Annotated in this window: 19 protein-coding genes; 7 read left to right on the forward strand and 12 right to left on the reverse strand. The window is 74.3% G+C overall.

What is annotated here, in order from left to right; all coding sequences use genetic code 11:
• The first annotated feature begins 23 nt into the window (after positions 1-23).
• From PV364_RS34340 to PV364_RS34350, 3 genes are read left to right on the forward strand one after another with little or no spacing between them, the layout of a single operon-like run.
• A complete protein-coding gene (locus PV364_RS34340) occupies positions 24-539 on the forward strand; it encodes a GNAT family N-acetyltransferase (protein ID WP_319664596.1) in 516 nt (171 codons plus the stop codon).
• Between the two features lie 48 nt (positions 540-587).
• Positions 588-815 (forward strand): FitA-like ribbon-helix-helix domain-containing protein, encoded by a 228-nt coding sequence (locus tag PV364_RS34345; protein WP_319664597.1) that lies wholly within the window; start codon positions 588-590, stop codon positions 813-815.
• A complete protein-coding gene (locus tag PV364_RS34350; RefSeq protein ID WP_319664599.1) occupies positions 812-1,204 on the forward strand; it encodes a type II toxin-antitoxin system VapC family toxin in 393 nt (130 codons plus the stop codon). The genes PV364_RS34345 and PV364_RS34350 overlap by 4 nt, the downstream gene beginning before the upstream one ends.
• 13 nt (positions 1,205-1,217) lie before the next feature.
• Here PV364_RS34350 and PV364_RS34355 read toward each other — a convergent pair whose 3' ends face one another.
• A complete protein-coding gene (locus tag PV364_RS34355; protein ID WP_319664600.1) occupies positions 1,218-2,309 on the reverse strand; it encodes a carbohydrate kinase family protein in 1,092 nt (363 codons plus the stop codon).
• Positions 2,310-2,437: 128 nt separating this feature from the next.
• On the opposite strand from PV364_RS34355, the gene PV364_RS34360 reads away from it, so the two are divergent.
• Positions 2,438-3,364, forward strand: a complete 927-nt coding sequence (locus tag PV364_RS34360; RefSeq protein ID WP_319664601.1) for an FHA domain-containing protein — start codon at positions 2,438-2,440, stop codon at positions 3,362-3,364.
• Positions 3,365-3,392: 28 nt separating this feature from the next.
• Here PV364_RS34360 and PV364_RS34365 read toward each other — a convergent pair whose 3' ends face one another.
• From PV364_RS34365 to hrcA, 9 genes are all read right to left on the reverse strand, one after another.
• Positions 3,393-3,908, reverse strand: a complete 516-nt coding sequence (locus PV364_RS34365) for a hypothetical protein (protein WP_319664603.1) — start codon at positions 3,906-3,908, stop codon at positions 3,393-3,395.
• Positions 3,909-3,987: 79 nt separating this feature from the next.
• The gene (locus PV364_RS34370) at positions 3,988-4,977 is read right to left on the reverse strand and encodes an adenosine deaminase (RefSeq protein ID WP_319664604.1); all 990 of its coding nucleotides are present in this window, start codon (positions 4,975-4,977) and stop codon (positions 3,988-3,990) included.
• Between the two features lie 46 nt (positions 4,978-5,023).
• On the reverse strand, positions 5,024-5,929 hold the full coding sequence (locus PV364_RS34375; RefSeq protein WP_319664605.1) for a ribonuclease Z: 906 nt from the start codon (positions 5,927-5,929) through the stop codon (positions 5,024-5,026).
• Positions 5,930-5,935: 6 nt separating this feature from the next.
• The gene (locus PV364_RS34380; RefSeq protein ID WP_319664606.1) at positions 5,936-6,295 is read right to left on the reverse strand and encodes a histidine triad nucleotide-binding protein; all 360 of its coding nucleotides are present in this window, start codon (positions 6,293-6,295) and stop codon (positions 5,936-5,938) included.
• A gap of 87 nt (positions 6,296-6,382) precedes the next feature.
• The gene (locus PV364_RS34385; RefSeq protein ID WP_319664607.1) at positions 6,383-9,658 is read right to left on the reverse strand and encodes a S41 family peptidase; all 3,276 of its coding nucleotides are present in this window, start codon (positions 9,656-9,658) and stop codon (positions 6,383-6,385) included.
• Between the two features lie 170 nt (positions 9,659-9,828).
• A complete protein-coding gene (locus PV364_RS34390; RefSeq protein WP_319664609.1) occupies positions 9,829-10,566 on the reverse strand; it encodes a 16S rRNA (uracil(1498)-N(3))-methyltransferase in 738 nt (245 codons plus the stop codon).
• Positions 10,563-11,636, reverse strand: coding sequence for a nitronate monooxygenase (locus PV364_RS34395; protein ID WP_319664610.1), 1,074 nt, complete (start codon positions 11,634-11,636; stop codon positions 10,563-10,565). Before PV364_RS34395 ends, PV364_RS34390 begins: the two co-directional genes overlap by 4 nt.
• Before the next feature lie 85 nt (positions 11,637-11,721).
• Positions 11,722-12,861: a molecular chaperone DnaJ gene (gene dnaJ / locus PV364_RS34400; protein ID WP_319664611.1), complete on the reverse strand. Its 1,140-nt coding sequence runs from the start codon at positions 12,859-12,861 to the stop codon at positions 11,722-11,724.
• Positions 12,861-13,877, reverse strand: a complete 1,017-nt coding sequence (gene hrcA / locus PV364_RS34405) for a heat-inducible transcriptional repressor HrcA (protein ID WP_319664663.1) — start codon at positions 13,875-13,877, stop codon at positions 12,861-12,863. The genes dnaJ and hrcA overlap by 1 nt, the downstream gene beginning before the upstream one ends.
• A 278-nt stretch (positions 13,878-14,155) precedes the next feature.
• Between hrcA and PV364_RS34410 the strand changes: the two genes are divergently transcribed.
• Positions 14,156-14,815, forward strand: a complete 660-nt coding sequence (locus PV364_RS34410; RefSeq protein WP_319664665.1) for an MBL fold metallo-hydrolase — start codon at positions 14,156-14,158, stop codon at positions 14,813-14,815.
• A 30-nt stretch (positions 14,816-14,845) separates the two neighbouring features.
• On the forward strand, positions 14,846-15,676 hold the full coding sequence (locus tag PV364_RS34415) for a DUF3097 domain-containing protein (protein WP_319664613.1): 831 nt from the start codon (positions 14,846-14,848) through the stop codon (positions 15,674-15,676).
• Here PV364_RS34415 and hemW read toward each other — a convergent pair whose 3' ends face one another.
• Positions 15,677-16,909, reverse strand: a complete 1,233-nt coding sequence (gene hemW, locus PV364_RS34420; protein WP_319664614.1) for a radical SAM family heme chaperone HemW — start codon at positions 16,907-16,909, stop codon at positions 15,677-15,679.
• A gap of 620 nt (positions 16,910-17,529) precedes the next feature.
• Positions 17,530-19,305 carry an ATP-binding SpoIIE family protein phosphatase gene (locus PV364_RS34425; protein ID WP_319664615.1) on the reverse strand — a complete coding sequence of 592 codons (1,776 nt, stop codon included), beginning with the start codon at positions 19,303-19,305 and terminating at the stop codon, positions 17,530-17,532.
• A gap of 239 nt (positions 19,306-19,544) precedes the next feature.
• On the opposite strand from PV364_RS34425, the gene PV364_RS34430 reads away from it, so the two are divergent.
• On the forward strand, positions 19,545-20,653 hold a 1,109-nt coding region (locus PV364_RS34430; protein WP_319664616.1), incomplete at its 3' end, for a HAMP domain-containing protein.

The raw sequence follows: 20,653 nt of genomic DNA on the forward strand, positions 1-20,653 counted from the left end.
CACGCAACGGGTAGAACTGCGCCATGCAGATCCGCACCGGGGGTCCCGCCGACCTCCCCGCCACGCTCGCCCTGCTCGACGGCGCCGTCGCCTGGCTGACCGCCCGAGGCCACACCGGGCAGTGGGGCACCGAGCCGTGGTCCTCCCGCCCTGCCGCCGTCGAACGGACCCGCCGGTACGCCGACGCGTACCTGCTGCGCGCCGCCGAGGTGGACGGCGAGGTCGCCGGGGTGTGCGTGCTCGCCGGGGAACCTCCCGAGAGCGTCCCGCCCGCCGGCGAACCCGAGTTGTACATCCGCCTGCTGGTCACCGACCGGGCGCGCTCCGGGAGCGGCATCGGGGCCGCGCTGGTCGACGACGCGGTCGCCGAAGCCCGCCGCCGGGGCGTGAGCCTGCTGCGGGTCGACTGCTACGCCGGCAGCGACGGGCGGCTGGTGCGCCGGTACGAGGCCCTCGGCTTCACCCGCGCGGAGCGGTTCGCGGTGCCCCGCGACGGGGGCGAGCCCTGGCCGGGTCAGGTGCTGCAGCGCCGGGTGTAACAACGCATGCGACATGCATGCATGCATTTCGCATGCCACCGTGGCGCCATGGCGAACATCCAGATCAAGGACGTCCCCGACGACGTGCACCGCACGCTCAAGCACCGCGCGGTCGAGGCGCACCAGTCCTTGAACGAGTACCTGCGCCAGCGGCTGATCGAGCAGGCGAGAACGCCGACGGTCGACGACATTCTGGCCGGCGCCCGGAAGTCGGCGACGGCCGACTACACCCTCGATGACCTGCTGGGCCACATCGACGAGGGGCGTCACCGGTGATCGTCGTCGACGCGTCGGCGGTCGTCCTCGCCCTCACCCATGGCGGCCCGCTGGGCGACCTGGCACGCAAACGACTCTCCGGCGAGACCCTGCACGCCCCGGCCGTCGTCGAGTGCGAAGCGGCCCAGGCGATCCGCGGTCTGTCACTGGGAGGAAGACTGGAGCAGTCGGCAGCGGCGACGGCGATCACCCCTCTGTCGGCCCTGCCGATTCAGCGCACGCCCGGATACGCCCTGCTCGAACGGGTCTGGGAACTGCGCGCCGACCTGTCGGCGTACGACGCGTCGTACGTGGCGCTCGCGGAGCACCTGGAATGCTCCCTGGTCACGGGCGACGCCCGGATCGCGCGGGCGGGGGCGGCGCGCTGCCCCGTCGACGTGGTCGCGTGACGACGCCACCGCCTCAGCGGTACGGCCGGAAGCCGATCGTCGGCACCGCCCGGCGCAGCGGCCAGCGGCGGGTGCCGGTCGGCAGCAGGTCGTCCAGGAAGGCGTAGCGGCGCAGCGCGGTGCGGTCCTGGTCGTCGTAGGCCTTGGCGTGCTGCCACCAGGCGGCGATCTCGATCCAGCCGGGCGCCGACAGCGAGCCGCCGAACTCCTGCACCGACAGGGCGGCGGTCAGGCAGGCGAAGGCCAGCCGGTCGGCCAGCGGCCATCCGGCGAGCGAGCCGGTCACGAAGCCGGCGACGAAGACGTCGCCCGCCCCCGTCGGGTCGAGCGCCTCCACGTCGAGCGCGGGCACCTCCGCGCACTGCCCGGAGCCGGAGTCCACCGCGTAGGCGCCCTCGGGGCCGAGCGTCACCACCGCCAGCGGCACCCGTTCGGCCAGCTTGCGGGCGGCGGCCCGGGGGCAGTCGGTGCGGGTGTAGGCCATCGCCTCGGCGGCGTTGGGCAGGAACGCGTCGCAGTGCTCCAGGTCGCTGAGGTCGGAGGGGTCCCAGCGGCCGGACTCGTCCCAGCCCACGTCGGCGAAGACCCGGCTGCCGTGCCGGGCGGCGTGCCCGATCCACTCCTGGCGCGGCCGGCCCGGCACCAGCGAGGCCAGGCAGGCCCGGCTCGGCGGCGGGCACGCCGGGGCGGTCTCCTCCGGCGGCGGGGCCTCGTGGCCGTGGCTGACCATGGTCCGCTCGCCCTCGTACGCCATGGAGACGGTGACCGGCGAGTGCCAGCCGGGGATCCTCCGGGACGGCGTGAGGTCGATGTCCTCGCCCTCGGCGAGGGAGTCCCAGCAGTAGTCGCCGTACACGTCGTCGCCGAAGGCGGCGGCCAGGCAGGTGCGCAGGCCGAGCCTGGCCAGGGCGGTGGCCATGTTGGCGACGCCGCCGGGGCTGGAGCCCATGCCGCGGGCCCAGGACTCGGTGCCGCGCACGGGCGCGCTGTCCAGACCGGTGAAGATGATGTCCAGGAAGACCGTGCCGGTCAGGTACACATCGGTCTCCGGGTCGTCCGCGGCGCGCACGGCGGCCAGCGGATCGAGGACGGGCTGGTCATCCACCCGGGCTTCCTCCCGACCTGGTGTCGTTCGGACCGATCGTACGCGCGGCGCCCCCACCCGCATGCGTTTGTCCGTTCGGACACTCGGGCGGATCATGAAGGAAACCCGATGAATCGCGGGGGCTGGACATGGCCGGACCTTCGGCTTCACCACCGCGGCTGATCGTGACCTCCGGGCCGGACGAGGGCACCGTCTTCGACATCCCGGCCGGGTACTGCGAGATCGGCAGACTGCCCGGCAGCGGCATCCGGCTCGACGGCGAGGGGATCAGCAGGCGGCACGCCGCGATGAACCGTGCCGGGAGCCATGTCGTCCTCGCCGACCTGGGCTCGACCAACGGCACGTTCCTCAACGGGGACCGCCTCATGGCGCCCCGGCCGCTGCGGGACGGGGACCTGGTACGGATCGGGCACGTCGCCCTGCGGCTGTCGGTGGCCTCGGGCGGCGACCTGGACCCGGAGCCGGGACGGGAGCCGGCCGCACAGGACCCGCCCGGCCCCGGTGATCCCCCGCCACCCGCCGCGCCGCCGGTGATCACCGACCTCGGCGACGTCCGCGGCCCCGCCCCGCGCGGCCGCCCGCGGCGGTACGCCTCGGCGCACGAGCAGTTCCTGGTGGGCCGCGACCTGTACCGGGACGATCCGCCGGCGCCCGCGGCGGACGGCCCGGACGAGGGGTACGCACATCCCGGCCCGGACCCGGATCCCTACGACGACGCGTACGCCGACCCGGACGGCGCCCTCCTCCCCGGGCAGCGGCCGGGCCGCGCCCTGATGGTGCTGGGCGTGCTCGTCGCGCTCGCCGGGTTCGTCATCTGGGTGTCGCTGATCCTCGGTCTGCTGGGCGGCACGGGCAGCGCCGCGGTGCCGCCGGACCCCTTCACCGAGCAGCTGTGGGGAGCCCCGAAGGCCCCGCTGGGGTTCGCCGCGTTCGGCGGCGGGGCGGTGCTCTTCGGTGCCGGCGTGGCCCTGTCGAAGGCGGCGCGCCGGCGCGCCCACGAGGCCGGGCGGCACGGGGGGCAGCACCGTGTCCACCGCGGTGGACCCACCCCCTGACGCACCGCCACTTGGACGGCGGGGCCCGCTACACGCCCTCGCGGGGCACCGGCCGCCAGCTCGCGGTGCCCGTGCCCCCGCGCGGAGGGCGGGGGCCGCGGCGCCGTGCGCGGGCCAGCCACAGGCCCCGCCCCGCCGACCACGCCAGCAGCGCGGCGACGAGCGGACCGCCGAGGAGGATCACCAGCCCGGCACCGATGTTGGCGCCGATGACGCCCGCGGTCACGACCCGCCAGCCCGCGCCGGCCAGCGCACCGGCAGCGACCAGCGGGCCGAGCACCTGCCACCACCGTCCGTCGAACCGTTCCGGCCCGGGCCGCGAGGCCATCCCCAGCACGGTCGCGGCGGCCACGGCGAGCAGCGCCGCCACCACGCCCAGCCCGGTCTCCACACCGGCCGGGACGTCCAAGGGCCGCACCAGGTAGTCGAGTTCCGAGGGGCGGAAGCCGGCGGCCTCCTGCCGGCCCAGCAGGCCCCAGACGGCGACCGGTACCGAGGCGATCAGGGTGACGGCCGCGAGGGGCCGTATCGGGTGCTTTCGCATGAGTCCATGCTCCGTCCACGGGATGCGGTCCGCATGAGTGCGCGTACTCAGTTCGCATGCCCCGGGACGAGGAACGAACTCAGAAAACGTAGGCGTCCACTTCGGCGAGGTAGCGGGCGCGCAGGTGCTCCTCGCCGTCCAGGAACGCGGCCCGGAAGGAGTTGCGGGCCAGGCGCCGCACGGTGTCCTCGTCGAGGGCGAGCGCGTCGCGCAGGGCGTCGAAGTTGTCGCCGGCGTAGCCGCCGAAGTAGGCGGGGTCGTCGGAGTTGACGGTGACCAGCAGCCCCGCGTCGAGCATCGCGGGCAGCGGGTGCTCGTCCAGGGCGGCCACGCAGCGCAGGCGGACGTTGGACAGCGGGCAGACGGTCAGCGGGACCTGGTCGCGGGCCAGCCGGGCGACCAGTTCCGGATCCTCCATGCTGCGGATGCCGTGGTCGATCCGGTCCACGCCGAGCACGTCCAGCGCCTCCCACACGTATGCGGGCGGGCCCTCCTCCCCGGCGTGCGCCACGCGGCGCAGTCCCGCCGCGGCGGCCGCGTCGTAGACCTCGCGGAACGTCACCGGCGGATGTCCGACCTCCGCCGAGTCCAGCCCGACCGCCGCGATGCGGTGCAGGTGGGGCCGGGCGGCCTCGAAGGTCTCCATCGCGGACGCTGCGGACTCGTCGCGCAGGAAACACATGATCAGCCGGGTGCTGACGCCGTGCCGCTCCCGGCTGCCGTCCAGCGCCCGCGCCAGCCCCTCCACGACGGTCCCGATCGGCACCCCGCGCGCGGTGTGCGCCTGCGGGTCGAAGAAGATCTCCGCGTGCCGCACCCCCTGGGCGGCGGCCCGCGCCAGGTAGGCGTCCGCGAGGTCGGCGAAGTCCCGCTCGGTGCGGAGCACGGCCATCAGCGCGTAGTACAGGTCGAGGAACGACTGCAGGTCGTCGAACGCGTACGCCCGCCGCAGTTCGTCCGCCGAGGCGTACGGAAGGGTGACCCCGTTGCGCTCGGCGAGGGCGAAGGCCAGCTCCGGTTCGAGGGTGCCTTCGATGTGCAGATGGAGTTCGGCCTTCGGGATCGTCACCCGGCAACGGTACAGGTCACAGCGGTGCGGACCGGTTCGCGGCGGGTCAGCGGCGGCGTGGCACGGGCACCCGGCCGAGGTCCTGGGCGACGGTCAGCTCCGCCGCGAAACCGGCGGCGCGGGCCTGCCGCTCGAAGGCCTCGGGGTCGGTGTAGCGCTGGGAGAAGTGGGTGAGGACCAGGTGGCGCACTCCGGACTCGGCGGCGACCCGGGCCGCCTGACCCGCCGTCAGGTGCCCGTGCTCCTGGGCGAGCGAGGCGTCCTCGTCCAGGAAGGTGGACTCGATGACGAGCAGGTCGCAGCCGTCGGCCAGCGCGTACACCGCGTCGCACAGCCGGGTGTCCATGACGAAGCCGAAGCGCTGGCCGGGCCGCACCTCGCTGACGTCGGCGAGGGTGACGCCGTCGGCCTCGCCGTCGCGCTGGAGACGGCCGACCGCGGGCCCGGTGATGCCGTGGGCCGCGAGCCGGTCCGGCAGCATGCGGCGGCCGTCCGGCTCGACGAGGCGGTAGCCGTACGCCTCCACGGGGTGGGAGAGCCGCCGGGCCTCCAGCCGGAAGGCGCCGTCGGCCAGGACGACGGTGTCGCCGGAGACCGGCTCCTCGCGCAGCTTCACCGTCTCCCGGTAGGCGGTCGCGTAGCGCAGCCGGTCGAAGAAGTGCCGCCCGGACTCGGGGTAGTGGGCGGTCACGGGGTGCGGCACCCGGTCGAGGTTGATCCGCTGGATCACCCCGGCCAGGCCCAGGCTGTGGTCGCCGTGGAAGTGCGTGACGCACAGCCGGGTGAGGTCGTGCGCGGCCACCCCGGCGCGCAGCATCTGGCGCTGGGTGCCCTCGCCGGGGTCGAAGAGGATGCCCTCGCCGTCCCAGCGCAGGAAGTAGCCGTTGTGGTTGCGGTGCCGGGTCGGGACCTGGCTGGCCGTGCCCAGGACGACGAGTTCGCGTGCTGACACCGGCCGTTATCCCGGCGGCCAGTCAAGGCCGCGCCCGCCGAGCACGTGCGCGTGGGCGTGAAAGACGGTCTGGCCGGCGCCCGCCCCGGTGTTGAACACGATCCGGTAGCCGGTGCCGTCCACCTTGTCCCCGGCCGCCACCTCGCCCGCCTCGCGCAGCACGTCGGCGGCGAGCTGCGGCTCCGCGGCGGCGAGGGAGGCCGCGTCCGGGTAGTGCGCCTTGGGGATCACCAGCACATGCGTCGGCGCCTGGGGGTTTATGTCGCGGAACGCGACCGTCGTCCCCGTCTCGCGGACGACGGTCGCGGGCACGCTCCCCGCGACGATCTTGCAGAACAGGCAGTCCGCCTGCGGTTCTCCCGCCACCGTGGCGCCTCCGGCTCGTCGTTGATCAGGTCGTTGATCGGTAAGGGCATGCTACCGGTGCCGTGACGGCCCGCAGCGGAGCCCGGGTCACGGCAGCGGCGGCGGCGTCCGCGCCGGGTTCTCCGCCAGCGCGTCGAGGGCGAGACGGATCGCGGTGTCGAGCTGGGGGTCGCGGCCGGCCGCCCAGTCCTGCGGGGTCTGCGGCACCTCGACGTCCGGGTCGACACCGTGGTTCTCCAGGTCCCAGCCGACGCCCTCCATCCAGGTCGCGTACTTCGGCTGGGTCACCAGCGTGCCGTCGACCAGGTGGTAGCGGGAGTCGATGCCGATGACCCCGCCCCAGGTCCTGGTGCCGACCACGGGCCCGATCCCCAGCGCCTTGATGGCCGCGTTCACGATGTCGCCGTCGGAGCCGGAGAACTCGTTGGCGACCGCGACGACCGGGCCGCGCGGGGCGTCCAGCGGGTAGGTGAAGGCGGGCAGCCCACGGGGCAGGTCCCAGCCGACGACACGGCGGGCGAGCTTCTCCACGACGAGCTGCGAGGTGTGGCCGCCGCGGTTCTCCCGGACGTCCACGATCAGGCCCTCGCGGGCCACCTCGACGCGCAGGTCGCGATGGAGCTGCGCCCAGCCCGAGCCCACCATGTCGGGCACGTGCACATACCCCAGCCGGCCCTGCGACGCCTCGCGGACGTGGGCGCGCCGCCCGGCGACCCAGTCGTGGTACCGCAGGGGCTCCTCGTCCGGGATGGGCACCACGACGACCTGGCGCGGCGCGCTCCCGTCGGCCGGGGCCACGGTCAGCTCGACGGGCTTGCGCACGGTCCCGATCAGCAGCGGACCGGGCCCGGCCACCGGGTCGACGGGGCGGCCGTCGACCGCGAGGATCGCGTCCCCGGCACGCAAGGCGACCCCGGGCGCGGCCAGCGGGGCGCGGGCGCGCGGGTCGGAGGTCTCGGAGGGCAGGACGCGCCCGATCCGCCAGACGCCGTCCTCGTCGCGCAGGAGGTCGGCGCCGAGCAGGCCCTGCCGGTAGAGGGAGTCGACACGCCCGCCGGACGGACTGACGTAGGCGTGCGAGGTGCCGAGTTCGCCCGCCACCTCCCACAGCAGGTCGACCAGGTCGTCGTGGGTGGCGACGCGGTCCAGCACCGGCCGGTAGCGGTCGCGCACGCCGTCCCAGTCGACTCCGCCCATGTCGGCGCGCCAGAAGTTGTCGCGCATGAGGCGGTGCGCCTCGTCGTACATCTGCCGCCACTCGGCGTGCGGGTCGACGGTGACGCGGACCCGGGACAGGTCCACCGTCACGTTGCTGTCCGAGTCGTCCTCGGAGGGCGTGGACTTGTGGTCGGCGGCGGCGACCCGCAGCCGGTGGCCCGAGGTGACCAGCACCTTGTTGCCGTCACCGCTGACCGCGTAGTCGTCCGCGTCGTCGGCGATCTCCTCGACGCGCAGCTGCTTCAGGTCGTACCGCTCCAGCACGCTGGACGGCGGCTCCGCATCCGGGGAGGCCAGGCTCGCGCCGAGCACGCCGCGCACGGGGTGGCGCAGCCACAGCACGCCGTCCTTGGCGGCCCGCAGCGTGGAGTAGCGGGCGGCCTCGACCGGGAAGGGCACGATGCGGTCGGCCAGGCCCTCGACGTCGACACGGGTGACGGGGATGCGCGGGCGCTCCTCGCCGTCCTCCTTGCGGGACTCGCCCTTGCCGCTCTTGGCGTCGTCCTGGCCGCGCTCGTCGCCGTCCTTCTCCTCCGCCGAGGGGTCGACCGGCCGGCCGTGGAGCTGCGGGCCGAAGGGCGAGGGCGTGGTGGCGGCGAGGGTGATCAGGTGCGGGCGGCAGGAGGCGAGGAAGGCCAGGTCGAAGGCGTGCTCGTCGTAGACCGGGTCGAAGGACCGCTCGGACAGGAAGGCCAGGTGCTTGCCGTCGGCGGTGAAGGCCGGCGAGAAGTCGTTGAAGCGCAGGGGCGTGGCGTCGACGACGGTCAGGTCCGCGGTGGAGGCCAGCTTGAGCTGGCTCAGCGGCTCCCGGCCCGGCTGGGACCAGGCCAGCCACGCCGAGTCCGGCGAGAAGGCCAGGCCACTGGCGTGGCCGTACTCGCTCTCCACGACCGTGCGGACCTCGCCGGTCTGTGCCTCGACCAGCAGCACCCGGCCGTCGTGCGAGGCGACCGCGATCCGGTGGCCGTCCGGGGAGACGGTCATCGCCAGGACGCGGCCGAGCCGGCCCGCGGCCAGCCGGCGTGGCGCCGGGACGCCGCCCGCCGCGGGGGCGATCTCCAGGGCGTCCTCACCCTCCGCGTCGGTGACCCACACGACCTGCTGGTCGCCCTCGCCGCCGAACACCCGCGGCAGCCGTGTGCGGACCCCCGGTTCGGCGGCCAGCGCCCGCGCGGGACCGCCGCGGTGGGTGACCCAGTGCGTGGTGCCGCGGACCTCGACGGCGCTGCCGCGGCCGGTGTGGTCCGGGCGGGCGTCGCCGAGGTGGTGGGCGGCGTGGACGGGGTGCGGCTGCAGGTCGGTGCGCTGGCCGCCGAGGCGCACCTCCAGCGGACGGGCCTCGGCGCCGTCGAGGTCGTCCAGCAGGAACAGCCGGCCGGCGCTGGTCCACACGACGCGGGTGCCGTCGGTCGCGGCGTGCCGGGCGTAGAAGCCGCCGTCCTCCACGGCGGTGTGCCGCCGCAGGTCGCTCCCGTCGGGAAGGCTGGAGTAGAGCGCGCCGACGCCCTCGTGGTCGGAGAGGAACGCCAGCCTCTCCCCCACCCACATCGCGCACTCCAGGTTGCCGTCCAGGTCCGCGTGGACCCGCTCGAACTCCCCGCTCCCCGAGCGGTCGATCCACAGCTTGCCCGCCGTGCCGCCGCGGTAGCGCTTCCACGCCGCCGCCTCGCGGCCCATCGTCGCGGACAGCAGCAGCACCGCGCCGTCCGGCCCGTACGCGACGTCCCCGACGGGCCCGTACGGCAGGGTGCGGGCCGGGCCGCCGTCGAGCGGGACCGCCCACGCCCAGCTGCGGCGCGAGGACGCCTGCCCGTGCGGGCTGATGGCCAGTACCTCGCCGTCCGCGGTCCAGCCGCGCACCAGGGCGCGCCCGGCGCCCCAGAACGTCAGCCGCTTCGAGGGGCCGCCGTCGACCGGCGCCACATGGACCTCCGGCGCCCCGTCGCGGGTCGAGCTCCACGCCACGTGCGCCCCGTCCGGCGAGAACCGCGGGTGTGCCACCGGCATGTTGTCCGCGCTCACGCGCCACGCCCGGCCGGCGCCGTCGAGCGGGGCCGCCCAGACGTCGTCCTCGGCGATGAAGGTGATCAGGTCGCCGTGCAGATGGGGAAAGCGGAGGTACGAGGGGTGCGAAGGCTGCGTCACGCCGTCACATTAACCACCCGGTGGCCTGTGGGTCAGGGGTTTTGGATCTCATTTGCCCTGCGGGAGGGAGCCGACGGGCGCACCGGTGCCGAAAGCGACGCGCGGTGCCGGGGAGCGCCGGCACCGGGACGGGCGCGCGCCCGGGGACGAGCGCACACAGGGCGGAGCGCTCAGCCCCAGCGGCCCGTGCGTCCCAGGAGCAGCGCGGTCGCCGCGACACCGGCCGTCGAGGTGCGCAGGACACTCGCGCCGAGCCGGTACGGCTTGGCCCCCGCCGCGGCCAGGGTGTCCAGCTCCTCGGGGGAGACACCGCCCTCGGGCCCGACGACCAGGACGATGTCGCCGTCCGCCGGAAGGGCCGCGGCGGCCAGCGGCTCTGACCCCTCCTCGTGGAGGACGGCGGCGAAGGCGGCACCGGCGAGCAGCGGCCCGAGCTGACGGGTCGTCGCCAACTCGCCGACGTCGGGGAAGCGCAGACGGCGGGCCTGCTTGGCGGCCTCGCGGGCGGTGGAGCGCCACTTGGCGAGGGACTTGGCGCCGCGGTCGCCCTTCCACTGCGTGATGCAGCGGGCGGCGGCCCACGGCACGATCGCGTCGACGCCGACCTCCGTCATGGTCTCCACGGCCAGTTCGCCGCGGTCGCCCTTCGGGAGGGCCTGCACCACCGTGATCCGCGGGCGGGGGACGGGCTCCTCCCGGACCCCGGTGACGGCGACCTCGAGGGTGTCCTTGCCGTCCACGACGGCCACGACGCCCTGCGCGCCCCGCCCCTGACCGTCCGTCAGCACGATCTCCTCTCCGACCTGCAGCCGCCGCACGGAGACGGCGTGCCGCCCCTCGGGGCCGGAGAGCGTGATCCGGTCCGGGCCCAGGGCGCCGGGCTCGACAACGAAGACAGGGGCGGTCACAAAGCGCTCCGGGCGGAGTCGAGTTCGGCCGCGAGCAGCCGGACGAGGTCGATGGCGGGCAGCTCCCTGGCCATGGCGTGCCCCTGGCCGGCCCACAGGGCCATCGCCCCGGGGTCACCGGCCGCGGCGGCCGCCCCGCGCACCGGGGCGGTCAGGAAGTGGATCCGCGGGTAGCCGGGCGGGGCGTACCGGCCGTGCTCGCGCAGGTACCGGTTGACCAGCCCCCGCGCGGGACGACCGGTGAACGCCCGGGTCAGCTCGGTTTCCGCGAAGTCGGGGTCGGTCAGGGCCCGCTTGTGCACCGGGTGCGCCCCCGACTCGGGACAGGCCAGGAAGGCGGTGCCCATCTGCGCCGCGTCCGCACCCGCCGCCAGCACCGCGGCGATCTGCGCGCCGCGCATGATGCCGCCCGCCGCCACGAGGGGCAGCGACACGGCCTCCCGCACCTGCGGCAGCAGGACGAGCAGCCCGGTCTCGGTACCGTCCCGCTCCGGATCGTCGCGGTGCGTGGACTGGTGGCCGCCGGCCTCGGCGCCCTGCACGCACACCGCCGCCGCGCCCGCCTCCTCGGCGGCCCGCGCCTCGGCGACCGAGGTCACGGTGACGACGGTGACCGTGCCGGCGTCGCCGAAGGCCCGCAGCACCGCGGGCTCCGGACAGCCGAAGGTGAAGCTCACCAGGGGGACGGGGTCCTCCAGCAGGGCCTCGATCTTCGCCCCGTACGCGTCCTCCAGTACGGCGTCGCCGCCCGTGCCGGGGTCGCCCAGGAACGTGCCGTAGCGGGTGGCCTCACCCGCCAGCCGCGCGGCGAAGTCCTCGACGCGCGCGGGGTCGGCGGTCTCGCGCTGCGGCAGGAACACGTTCACGCCGAAGGGCCGCGAGGTGAGCCGCCGGACCTGTGCGATCTCCTCGCGCATGGCCTCCGCGGTCCGGAAGCCGGCCGCCAGGAAGCCGACACCGCCGCCCTCGGCCACGGCCGCCGCCAGGGCGGGAGTGGACGTCCCGCCGGCCATCGGCGCCTGCACGACCGGATGCGCGGCGAGGGTGGAGAGATCGGTCAGCGCGGCCATGCGCCCATCGTTTCACGACCTCGGACGCACGGCTGCGCGGGGCGCGGGCGGGTGCCCGCGCCCCGTTCCGTGTCATGCCGCGCGCTCAGCGGCCGTTGAAGGCGTCCTTCAGCCGCGAGAACAGACCCTGCTGGCCCGGCTGGAACTGGCCGAGCGGCCGCTCCTCGCCGCGCAGCTTCGCCAGGCGCCGCAGGAGTTCCTCCTGGTCCGGGTCGAGCTTGCCCGGGGTCTGCACCTCGACGTGCACGACCAGGTCACCCCGGCCGCCGCCGCGCAGATGCGTGATGCCGCGCTGGTGCAGCGGGATCGACTGGCCGGACTGCGTGCCCGGCCGGATGTCGATCTCCTCCAGGCCGTCCAGGGTCTCCAGCGGCACCTTGGTGCCCAGCGCCGCCGCCGTCATCGGGATGGTGACGGTGCAGTGCAGGTCGTCGCCGCGCCGCTGGAACTGCGCGTGCGGCAGCTCGCGGATCTCCACGTAGAGGTCGCCGGCGGGCCCGCCGCCGGGGCCGACCTCGCCCTCGCCCGCGAGCTGGATGCGGGTGCCGTTGTCGACACCGGCGGGGATCTTCACCGTCAGCGTGCGCCGCGAGCGGACCCGGCCGTCGCCCGCGCACTCCGGGCACGGGTTCGGCACGACGGTGCCGAAGCCCTGGCACTGGGGGCAGGGCCGGGAGGTCATGACCTGGCCCAGGAAGGACCGGGTGACCTGGGAGACCTCACCGCGGCCGCGGCACATGTCGCAGGTCTGCGCCGAGGTGCCGGGGGCGGCGCCCTCGCCGTGGCAGGTGTTGCAGACGATCGCCGTGTCGACCTGGATGTCCTTGGTCGTGCCGAAGGCGGCCTCGTCGAGCTCGATCTCCAGCCGGATCATCGCGTCCTGGCCGCGCCGGGTGCGCGAGCGCGGACCGCGCTGGGACGCCGTGCCGAAGAAGGCGTCCATGATGTCGCTGAAGTTGCCGAAGCCCTGGCCGAAGCCCGCGCCCGCGCCGGCACCGCCGCCGTTGGCGGACAGCGGGTCGCCGCCGAGGTCGTAGACCTGCTTCTTCTGCGGGTCCGACAGCACCTCGTAAGCGGCGTTGATCTCCTTGAACCGCTCCTGGGTCTTCGGGTCCGGATTGACGTCCGGGTGCAGCTCGCGCGCGAGACGGCGGAAGGCCTTCTTGATCTCGTCCGGACTCGCGTCGCGGCGCACGCCGAGCACGGCGTAGTAGTCGGTGGCCACTACGACTCCGCCAGGATCTGTCCGACGTAACGTGCCACTGCGCGTACCGCTCCCATCGTTCCGGGGTAGTCCATGCGGGTCGGGCCGACCACGCCAAGTTTCGCGACCGCCTCGTCGCCCGAACCGTAGCCGACGGAGACGACCGATGTGGAGTTCAGGCCCTCGTGGAAATTCTCGTGACCGATTCGCACGGTCACGCCCGAATCCCCGGCCTCGCCCAGCAGCTTGAGGAGCACGACCTGCTCCTCCAGCGCCTCCAGCACCGGGCGGATCGTGAGGGGGAAATCATGGCCGAAACGGGTCAGGTTGGCGGTGCCGCCCAGCATGATCCGTTCCTCGGTCTCCTCGACCAGGGTCTCCAGCAGCGTCGCCAGCACGACCTGCACCGACGGCCGGTCGTCCGGCTCGAAGCCGTCCGCGAGGTCCTGCACCAGCTGCGGGACGTCGGCGAAGCGCCGTCCCACCACCCGGCTGTTGAGCCGGGCCCGCAGATCGGCCAGCACGGTCTCGCCCACCGGCGCGGGCGCGTCGACCAGCCGCTGCTCCACCCGGCCGGTGTCCGTGATCAGCACCAGCATCAGCCGGGCCGGCGCCAGGGCCAGCAGTTCGACGTGCCGCACGGTCGAGCGGGTCAGCGACGGGTACTGGACGACGGCGACCTGCCGGGTCAGCTGCGCCAGCAGCCGCACGGTGCGGGCCACCACGTCGTCGAGGTCCACGGCGCCGTCCAGGAAGTTCTGGATGGCCCGGCGCTCCGCGCCCGACAGCGGCTTGACGTTCGTGAGCCGGTCGACGAAGAGCCGGTAGCCCTTGTCGGTCGGCACCCGGCCGGCGCTGGTGTGGGGCTGCTGGATGTAGCCCTCCTCCTCCAGCACGGCCATGTCGTTGCGCACCGTGGCCGGGGACACCCCCAGCCGGTGGCGCTCGGTGAGCGCCTTGGAGCCGACCGGTTCCTCGGTGCCCACGTAGTCCTGGACAATGGCACGCAGCACATCGAGTCGTCGTTCGCTCAGCATTGCGGCGTCCACCTCCAGTCGTCCGGTCACCGGTGCGTCGGTCGTTCTCCGTGCCCTGGCACTCCCGACAAGTGAGTGCCAGCTTTCCCCAAGTCAGTGTACGGCGGGGAGGCAAGACCTCGGCAAGGGCGGTCCGCACCCGGACCCCCTCGACCGGCCACCGTAGCGCGCGCGGCCCACCCCGGCGGGGATACCGTCGCGGTGTGGAGACGACACCGACGGCGCCGGAGCCCTTCGCCGGCTGGGAGCACCTGGCACCCGGCGTGGCCCGCTGCCGGATGCCGTTCCTCGACGTCACCATCGGGGTCGTCGTCGGCGCCGAGGGCGTCCTGCTGGTGGACACCGGCTCCTCGGTCGCCGAGGGGGCCGAGCTGGGCCGCCGGGTCCGTGAGCTGACCGGGCGCGACGTGACGCACATCGCACTGACCCACGGTCACTTCGACCACGTCTTCGGCACGGCCGCCTTCCCCGGCGCCCAGGTCTTCGGCGAGATGACACTCGGCGCCCACCTCGGCCGCGAGCGCTTCACGCTGCGCCTGGACGCGATCGAGCACGGCGCCGGCGAGGAGGCCGCGACGCTGGCCGCGGAGGTCCTGGTGCCGCCCGGTCACCTCGTGGACGGCCGCTGGGCACTGGACCTCGGCGGCGACCGCGAGGTCCTGCTGGTCCACCCCGGTGAGGGACACACCACGCACGACCTGGTGGTGGTCGTGCCCGGGACGCCCGCCGTGGTCTTCTGCGGCGACCTCGTCGAGGAGTCCGGCGAGCCGCAGGCCGGCCCGGACGCCGCCCCGGGCGCGTGGCCGGGCACCCTGGACCGGCTGCTGGAGCTGGGCGGCGAGAGCGCGCTCTACGTCCCCGGACACGGAGCCGTGGTCGACGCGCGCTTCGTCCGCGCCCAACGGGACGCGCTGGCGGCCCGGTTCGGATCCGCTTGAGCGGCGGTCCGTCCGGATACGATCCCTGGCATGCGCAGCCGGAACTACGACGCCGATCTCACCCCGCCCTGGAAGCGGCCGTCCGTGCCCGCGCCCGAGGTCGCGGCCGAACGGGACCTGGTGGTGGAGGAGGTCTCCACCGGCTTCTGCGGGGCGGTGATCCGCTGCGAGAAGACCGCCGAGGGGCCGACCGTCACGCTGGAGGACCGCTTCGGCAGGCACCGGGTCTTCCCCCTCGTGCCGCGCGGCTTCCTCCTGGAGGGCAAGGTCGTCACCCTGGTGCGGCCCACCGCCGCCGCCCCCTCCGGCCCCCGGCTGACCGCCTCGGGCTCCCTCGCCGTCCCCGGCGCACGGGCCCGGGTCGCCCGCGCCGGGCGCATCTACGTCGAGGGACGCCACGACGCGGAGCTCGTCGAGCGGGTCTGGGGCGACGACCTGCGGGTCGAGGGCATCGTCGTGGAGTACCTGGAGGGCGTCGACGACCTGCCCGCCATCGTCTCCGCCTTCGCCCCCGGACCCGGCGCACGGCTCGGCGTGCTCGTCGACCACCTCGTACCGGGCTCCAAGGAGTCCCGGATCGCCGCCTCGGTCACCGGCGACCACGTGCTGGTCGCCGGCCACCCCTACATCGACGTCTGGGAGGCCGTGAAGCCCTCCTCCGTCGGCATCCCCGCCTGGCCGGCGGTGCCGCGCGGCCAGGACTGGAAGACCGGGGTGTGCCGCGCGCTCGGCTGGCCGGAGAACACCGGAGCCGCCTGGCAGCACATCCTGGGCTCGGTCCGTTCCTACAAGGACCTCCAGCCGGAACTGCTGGGCCGCGTGGAGGAGCTGATCGACTTCGTCACGGCCCCGGGCGCCTGATCAGTCGACCAGGTCCCTGACCACCGCGTCCGCGAGCAGCCGCCCGCGCAGCGTGAGCACCGCCCGCCCGGTTTCGTACGCGCCCGGCTCCAGCAGCCCGTCGGCCACCGCGCGCCCGGCGGCCGCCGCCCCGGCCGGGGCCAGGATGTCCAGCGGGCAGCCGTCCGCGAGCCGCAGCTCCAGCAGGATGCGCTCCACCCGGCGGTCCTCCGCGGCCAGCACCTCGCGGCCCGCGCCGGGACTGCGCCCCTCCGCGAGCGCCGCCGCGTACGCCGCGGGGTGCTTCACGTTCCACCAGCGCACGCCGCCCACGTGGGCGTGCGCGCCCGGTCCGGCGCCCCACCAGTCGGCGCCCGTCCAGTACAGCTCGTTGTGGCGGCACCGGGCCGACGTCGAGGTCGCCCAGTTCGACACCTCGTACCAGTCGAAACCGGCTTCCGACAGACGCTCCTCGGCGATCAGGTAGCGGTCCGCGTGGACGTCGTCGTCGGTCATCGGCACCTCGCCCCGCCGGATCCGGCGGGCCAGCTGCGTGCCCTCCTCCACGATCAGCGCGTACGCCGACACATGGTCCGGGCCCGCGTCGATCGCCGCGTCCAGGGACGCCCGCCAGTCGTCGTCCGACTCCCCCGGTGTGCCGTAGATCAGGTCCAGGTTCACATGCTCGAAGCCGGCTGCCCGCGCCTCCGCCACGCAGGCCTCCGGCCGGCCCGGCGTGTGCCTGCGGTCCAGCACCTGCAGCACGTGCTGCCGGGCGCTCTGCATCCCGAACGACATCCGGTTGAAGCCCCCGGCCCGCAGCTCCGCCAGGTACGCGGGGTCCACCGACTCCGGATTCGCCTCCGTCGTGACCTCGGCCCCCTCCGCCAGGCCGAACTCGTCCCGGATGGCGCCCAGCATGCGGGTCAGGTCCGCCGCCGGCAGCAGCGTCGGCGTGCCGCCGCCGACGAACACCGTCTCGACGCGGCGGGCGTCGTCGCCCAGCACCTTGCGGGCGAGCCGGATCTCGTCGATCAGCGTGTCCGCGTAGTTCTCGCGGGAGGCGAGCACGCCGCCGGTGCCGCGCAGCTCGGCGGCGGTGTAGGTGTTGAAGTCGCAGTAGCCGCAGCGGGTGGCGCAGTACGGGACGTGCAGGTAGAACCCGAGCGGGCGGTTCTCCGCCCCGGCGAGGGCTGCCGGGGGCAGCGCACCGTTCTGGGGCATGGGCTCGCCGTCGGGCAGTACGGATGGCATGCCCCCATTGTGCCGGGGTTTTTTCCCTGCCCGCCCTCCCGGGTGCCCTGTGAAGTCAGGGCACCCCGGCGCGCGTGGTTCTTGGCCCGGGTTCGGGGCCTCCGGGGCTGACCATTCTGGACAGCACATTTACGTGCGTTTCCAGCACCTACTCATCCCATCCCGACCCGGATACCGCACACAAATATGCTCCACAGTCCGGAACACCCAGCCGTCACCGCCAACGCACACCGCGCCGGCCGCCACGTCGCGCCCACAGCGGGTCCCCCGGCCGAATGTTGGGGCAGGCACTGGCGGGCCGATGGGGGCGGCATCCAGGCAACCGCAGTCACCACGGTCCGCCTCCACACCCCCACTGGGGATCAGGCGCATGACGAAACGGAGGGGGCGGGGTCGTAGGGGTGGGCGTTCTGGACTGTGGAGCATATTTGGGTGCACAACCCGGGGTGATCAGTTGAGAGCGCCCGAGGCACCGAAATGTGCTGTCCAGAATGCCCAGCCCCGGAGGCCCCGACCCCGGCACCCCACGAAACGCGCGCCGGGGCGCCCTGACTTCACAGGGCACACGGGCGGGAGGGCGGGGAAAAACCAGACGGCAACCACGACGGCGCCGCACACAGCTACTGGGCCCGCAGGACGAGCAGCGCCAGATCATCGTCCGGCGGAGCCGGATCGTACCCGTGCACCGCCCTGCGAATCCGCTCCGCGACCCCCGCCGCCCCCAACCCCACGCACCCCGCGAGCACCACCGCGAGCCCGTCGTCGTCGTCGAACTGCCGGTTGCCGCTGCGCCGCTCAGTGACGCCGTCGGTGACGCACAGGAGCGTGTCCCCGGGCGCGAGGTGGAACGATTCGCTGCGGTAGTGGGCGTCGTCCGTGATGCCCAGCAGTATCTGCGGGGCGGCCGCTGCGCGGACCGTGCCCGCGCCGTTCAGGACGAGCGGCAGCGGGTGGCCGGCGCTGGCCAGGGTGCACAGGACACCGCCGTCGCCGCCGGGCACGATCTCGCCGTAGAGCAGCGACAGGAAGCGCGGGCCGGTCTCCCAGCCGGGGCCGAGGCCGTCGCCGAGAGTCGCCGCGGCTGCCTCGTCCGCGAGGGCGCGGTTGAGGCGGTCGAGGACCTCGGCGACGCCGTGGCCCTCCCGGGCGAGGAGCCGCATCACGGGCCGGGCCAGCCCGGTGACGGCGGCCGCCTCGGGACCGTTGCCCTGGACGTCGCCGAGCGCGAAGCACCAGCGGCCGCCGCCTGCCGGGAAGATGTCGTAGAAGTCGCCGCCGACGACGTCGGCGCGCGTGGGCTCGTAGACGACGGCCGTTTCCACGCCGGGGACGGTGCCGAGCCCGGCGGGCAGCAGCCCGCGCTGCAGGACGCGGCTGATCATGGCCTGCCGGGCGTACTGCCGGGCCGTGCCGACCGCGAGGGCCACGCGGCGGGCGAAGTCCTCGATGAGCCCGATGACCTCGTCGGGCATGCGCATCAGCCCGGTCCTGCCGAGCAGCAGCGTGCCGTGGCAGCGGCCGCCGGCGACGAGCGGGCAGGCGAGGGCGGCGCCCATGGCGTCGGTCCCGTCGGCGGTGGCGGGCCAGGGCCAGGGGACGGCGCCGGAGCGGCCGTGGGGCGGCGGCGGGGGCGGGTCCTTCTCAAGGACCAGGCGCAGCCCGTCGATGCGGCTCTCGGCGGCATGCCAGACGCGGGCGAGCCGCGGTTCGGTCGTCCCGGGGCCGTCGGCGCCGAGCCAGACCGCGCACCAGTCGGCGAGCCGGGGCACCAGCAGCTGTCCGGCCAGCGCGGCCACCATGTCCTCGTCGAGCTGCCCGGCGAGCAGGTCGGACGCCTCGGCGAGGAAGGACAGCGAGCCGCGGCTGATCCAGTCGCCGTCGGACCGGCGGGCGGCCTGGCGCGGCAGCGGCGCCAGGATCTCGGCGGCGCGCAGCCCGCCCGTCAGGGTGCGGTCGCCGTCCGTGGCCGGGGCGTGGTCCTCGGGGTCGTGCGCGGCGGCGAGCCGGCACCAGATGGTCTTGAGGTCGCGCCGGTAGGTGATACCCCACGCCTCGGAAAGCGCCGCGACAAGTTGGAGACCGCGGCCGCCGTCGCGGCCCTCCCGTTCCAGTTCGGCCCGGTCGCGCACGACGCGCGCGGGGTGGTGGTCGGACACCTCCACCACGAGGCCGTCCTGTTCGAGCCGGCAGAGCAGTTCGACGGTGGTCCCCGCGTGGATGACGGCGTTGGTGACGAGTTCGCTGACCACCAGGACCGCGTCGGCGGCCAGGCGCTCGTCGGGGCCGGGTCCGTCCGTCGTCCACGCGCCGAGCGCCGCACGGACGAACTTGCGGGCGGCGGAGGCGGCGAGCTGGTTGCCGGGCAGGCTGGTGCGGGAAACGAAATCCCGTGGCATGGAATCTGGCCCCACTGTGCGGCTCCCGAGCAGATACGGCATTGCGCCCTTGAGGGCAAGGTCAGCGTGACAGACTGAGCGCGCTCATAAGCGCCGAGTCACCGAAGAAGGCCGTCATGGCTCTTAAATCGGCTGTTCCCGCCCCGAAAACCGCTACTCCTGCGCGTCAGCGTGTCGTTGATCCGCCGCCGGGAGAGGAGTGGATACGGGCGGCGGAACTCCGGCCGCTGCTGACGGCGATGCGGTCGCTGTGCGACGGGGACTTCCGGGTGAGCCTGGACGAACAGCGGGAAGGACTGCAGGCCGAGCTCGCCGGAACGTTCAACCGGATCGTCTCCCGGGAGCGGCACTTCTCCTCCGAACTGGCCCGGGTCCGGCGGGAGGTGGTCCGCCAGGGCCGGCTGGACGAGCGGCTCGCCGACAGTCCCGGCCAGGGCTCGTGGGCGATGAACGTCCAGGCGGCGAACACCCTCGTCGACGCCCTGGTCATCCCGGCGGCGAACGCGACCCGGGTGCTGGACGCGGTGGCGGGCGGCGACCTGACCCAGCGGGTGGACCTGCACGACGGCAGCCGGCCGCTGCGCGGCGATCTGCGGCGGCTGGGCCGCGCGGTCAACCGCATGGTGGACCAGCTGTCGCTGTTCACCGGCGAGGTGACGCGCGTCGCCCGCGAGGTCGGCACCGAGGGCCGGCTCGGCGGCCGTGCCAAGGTACAGGGACTGTCCGGCAGTTGGCGGGACGTGACCGAGGCCGTCAACGCGATGGCCGCCCGGCTGACCGCGCAGGTGCGTGACATCGCGCTGGTGACGACGGCGGTGGCACGCGGCGACCTGACCCGTCAGGTGACGGTCGAGGCCACCGGCGAGCTGCTGGAGCTCAAGCTGACCGTCAACACGATGGTGGACCAGCTGTCGGCCTTCGCCGACGAGGTCACCCGGGTGGCCCGCGAGGTCGGCACCGAGGGCCAGTTGGGCGGCCGTGCCCAGGTCCGGGGCGTGTCCGGGGTGTGGAAGGACCTCACCGACAACGTCAACTTCATGGCGTCCAACCTGACCTCGCAGGTCCGCAACATCGCCCAGGTGACCACCGCGGTCGCCGACGGGGACCTGTCAAAGAAGATCACGGTCGACGCCCGAGGCGAGATCCTGGAGCTGAAGGACACCATCAACACCATGGTGGACCAGCTCCGCGGCTTCGCGGGCGAGGTGACACGCGTCGCCCGCGAGGTCGGCACAGAGGGCCAGTTGGGCGGCCGTGCCCAGGTCCGCGGTGTGTCGGGGGTGTGGAAGGACCTCACCGACAACGTCAACTTCATGGCCGACAACCTCACCAGCCAGGTCCGCAACAT

The sequence above is a fragment of the Streptomyces sp. MI02-7b genome (assembly GCF_033793585.1).
In the GTDB taxonomy this organism is placed as follows: domain Bacteria; phylum Actinomycetota; class Actinomycetes; order Streptomycetales; family Streptomycetaceae; genus Actinacidiphila.

Bases quoted from the DNA above. Each gene is read 5' to 3' on its own strand.
- PV364_RS34340 (WP_319664596.1), top strand. From the start codon at position 24: ATGCAGATCCGCACCGGGGGTCCCGCCGACCTCCCCGCCACGCTCGCC.
- PV364_RS34345 (WP_319664597.1), top strand. From the start codon at position 588: ATGGCGAACATCCAGATCAAGGACGTCCCCGACGACGTGCACCGCACG.
- PV364_RS34360 (WP_319664601.1), top strand. From the start codon at position 2,438: ATGGCCGGACCTTCGGCTTCACCACCGCGGCTGATCGTGACCTCCGGG.
- PV364_RS34365 (WP_319664603.1), bottom strand. From the start codon at position 3,908: ATGCGAAAGCACCCGATACGGCCCCTCGCGGCCGTCACCCTGATCGCC.
- PV364_RS34395 (WP_319664610.1), bottom strand. From the start codon at position 11,636: ATGGCCGCGCTGACCGATCTCTCCACCCTCGCCGCGCATCCGGTCGTG.
- hrcA (WP_319664663.1), bottom strand. From the start codon at position 13,877: ATGCTGAGCGAACGACGACTCGATGTGCTGCGTGCCATTGTCCAGGAC.
- PV364_RS34410 (WP_319664665.1), top strand. From the start codon at position 14,156: ATGCCGTTCCTCGACGTCACCATCGGGGTCGTCGTCGGCGCCGAGGGC.
- PV364_RS34415 (WP_319664613.1), top strand. From the start codon at position 14,846: ATGCGCAGCCGGAACTACGACGCCGATCTCACCCCGCCCTGGAAGCGG.
- hemW (WP_319664614.1), bottom strand. From the start codon at position 16,909: ATGCCATCCGTACTGCCCGACGGCGAGCCCATGCCCCAGAACGGTGCG.
- PV364_RS34425 (WP_319664615.1), bottom strand. From the start codon at position 19,305: ATGCCACGGGATTTCGTTTCCCGCACCAGCCTGCCCGGCAACCAGCTC.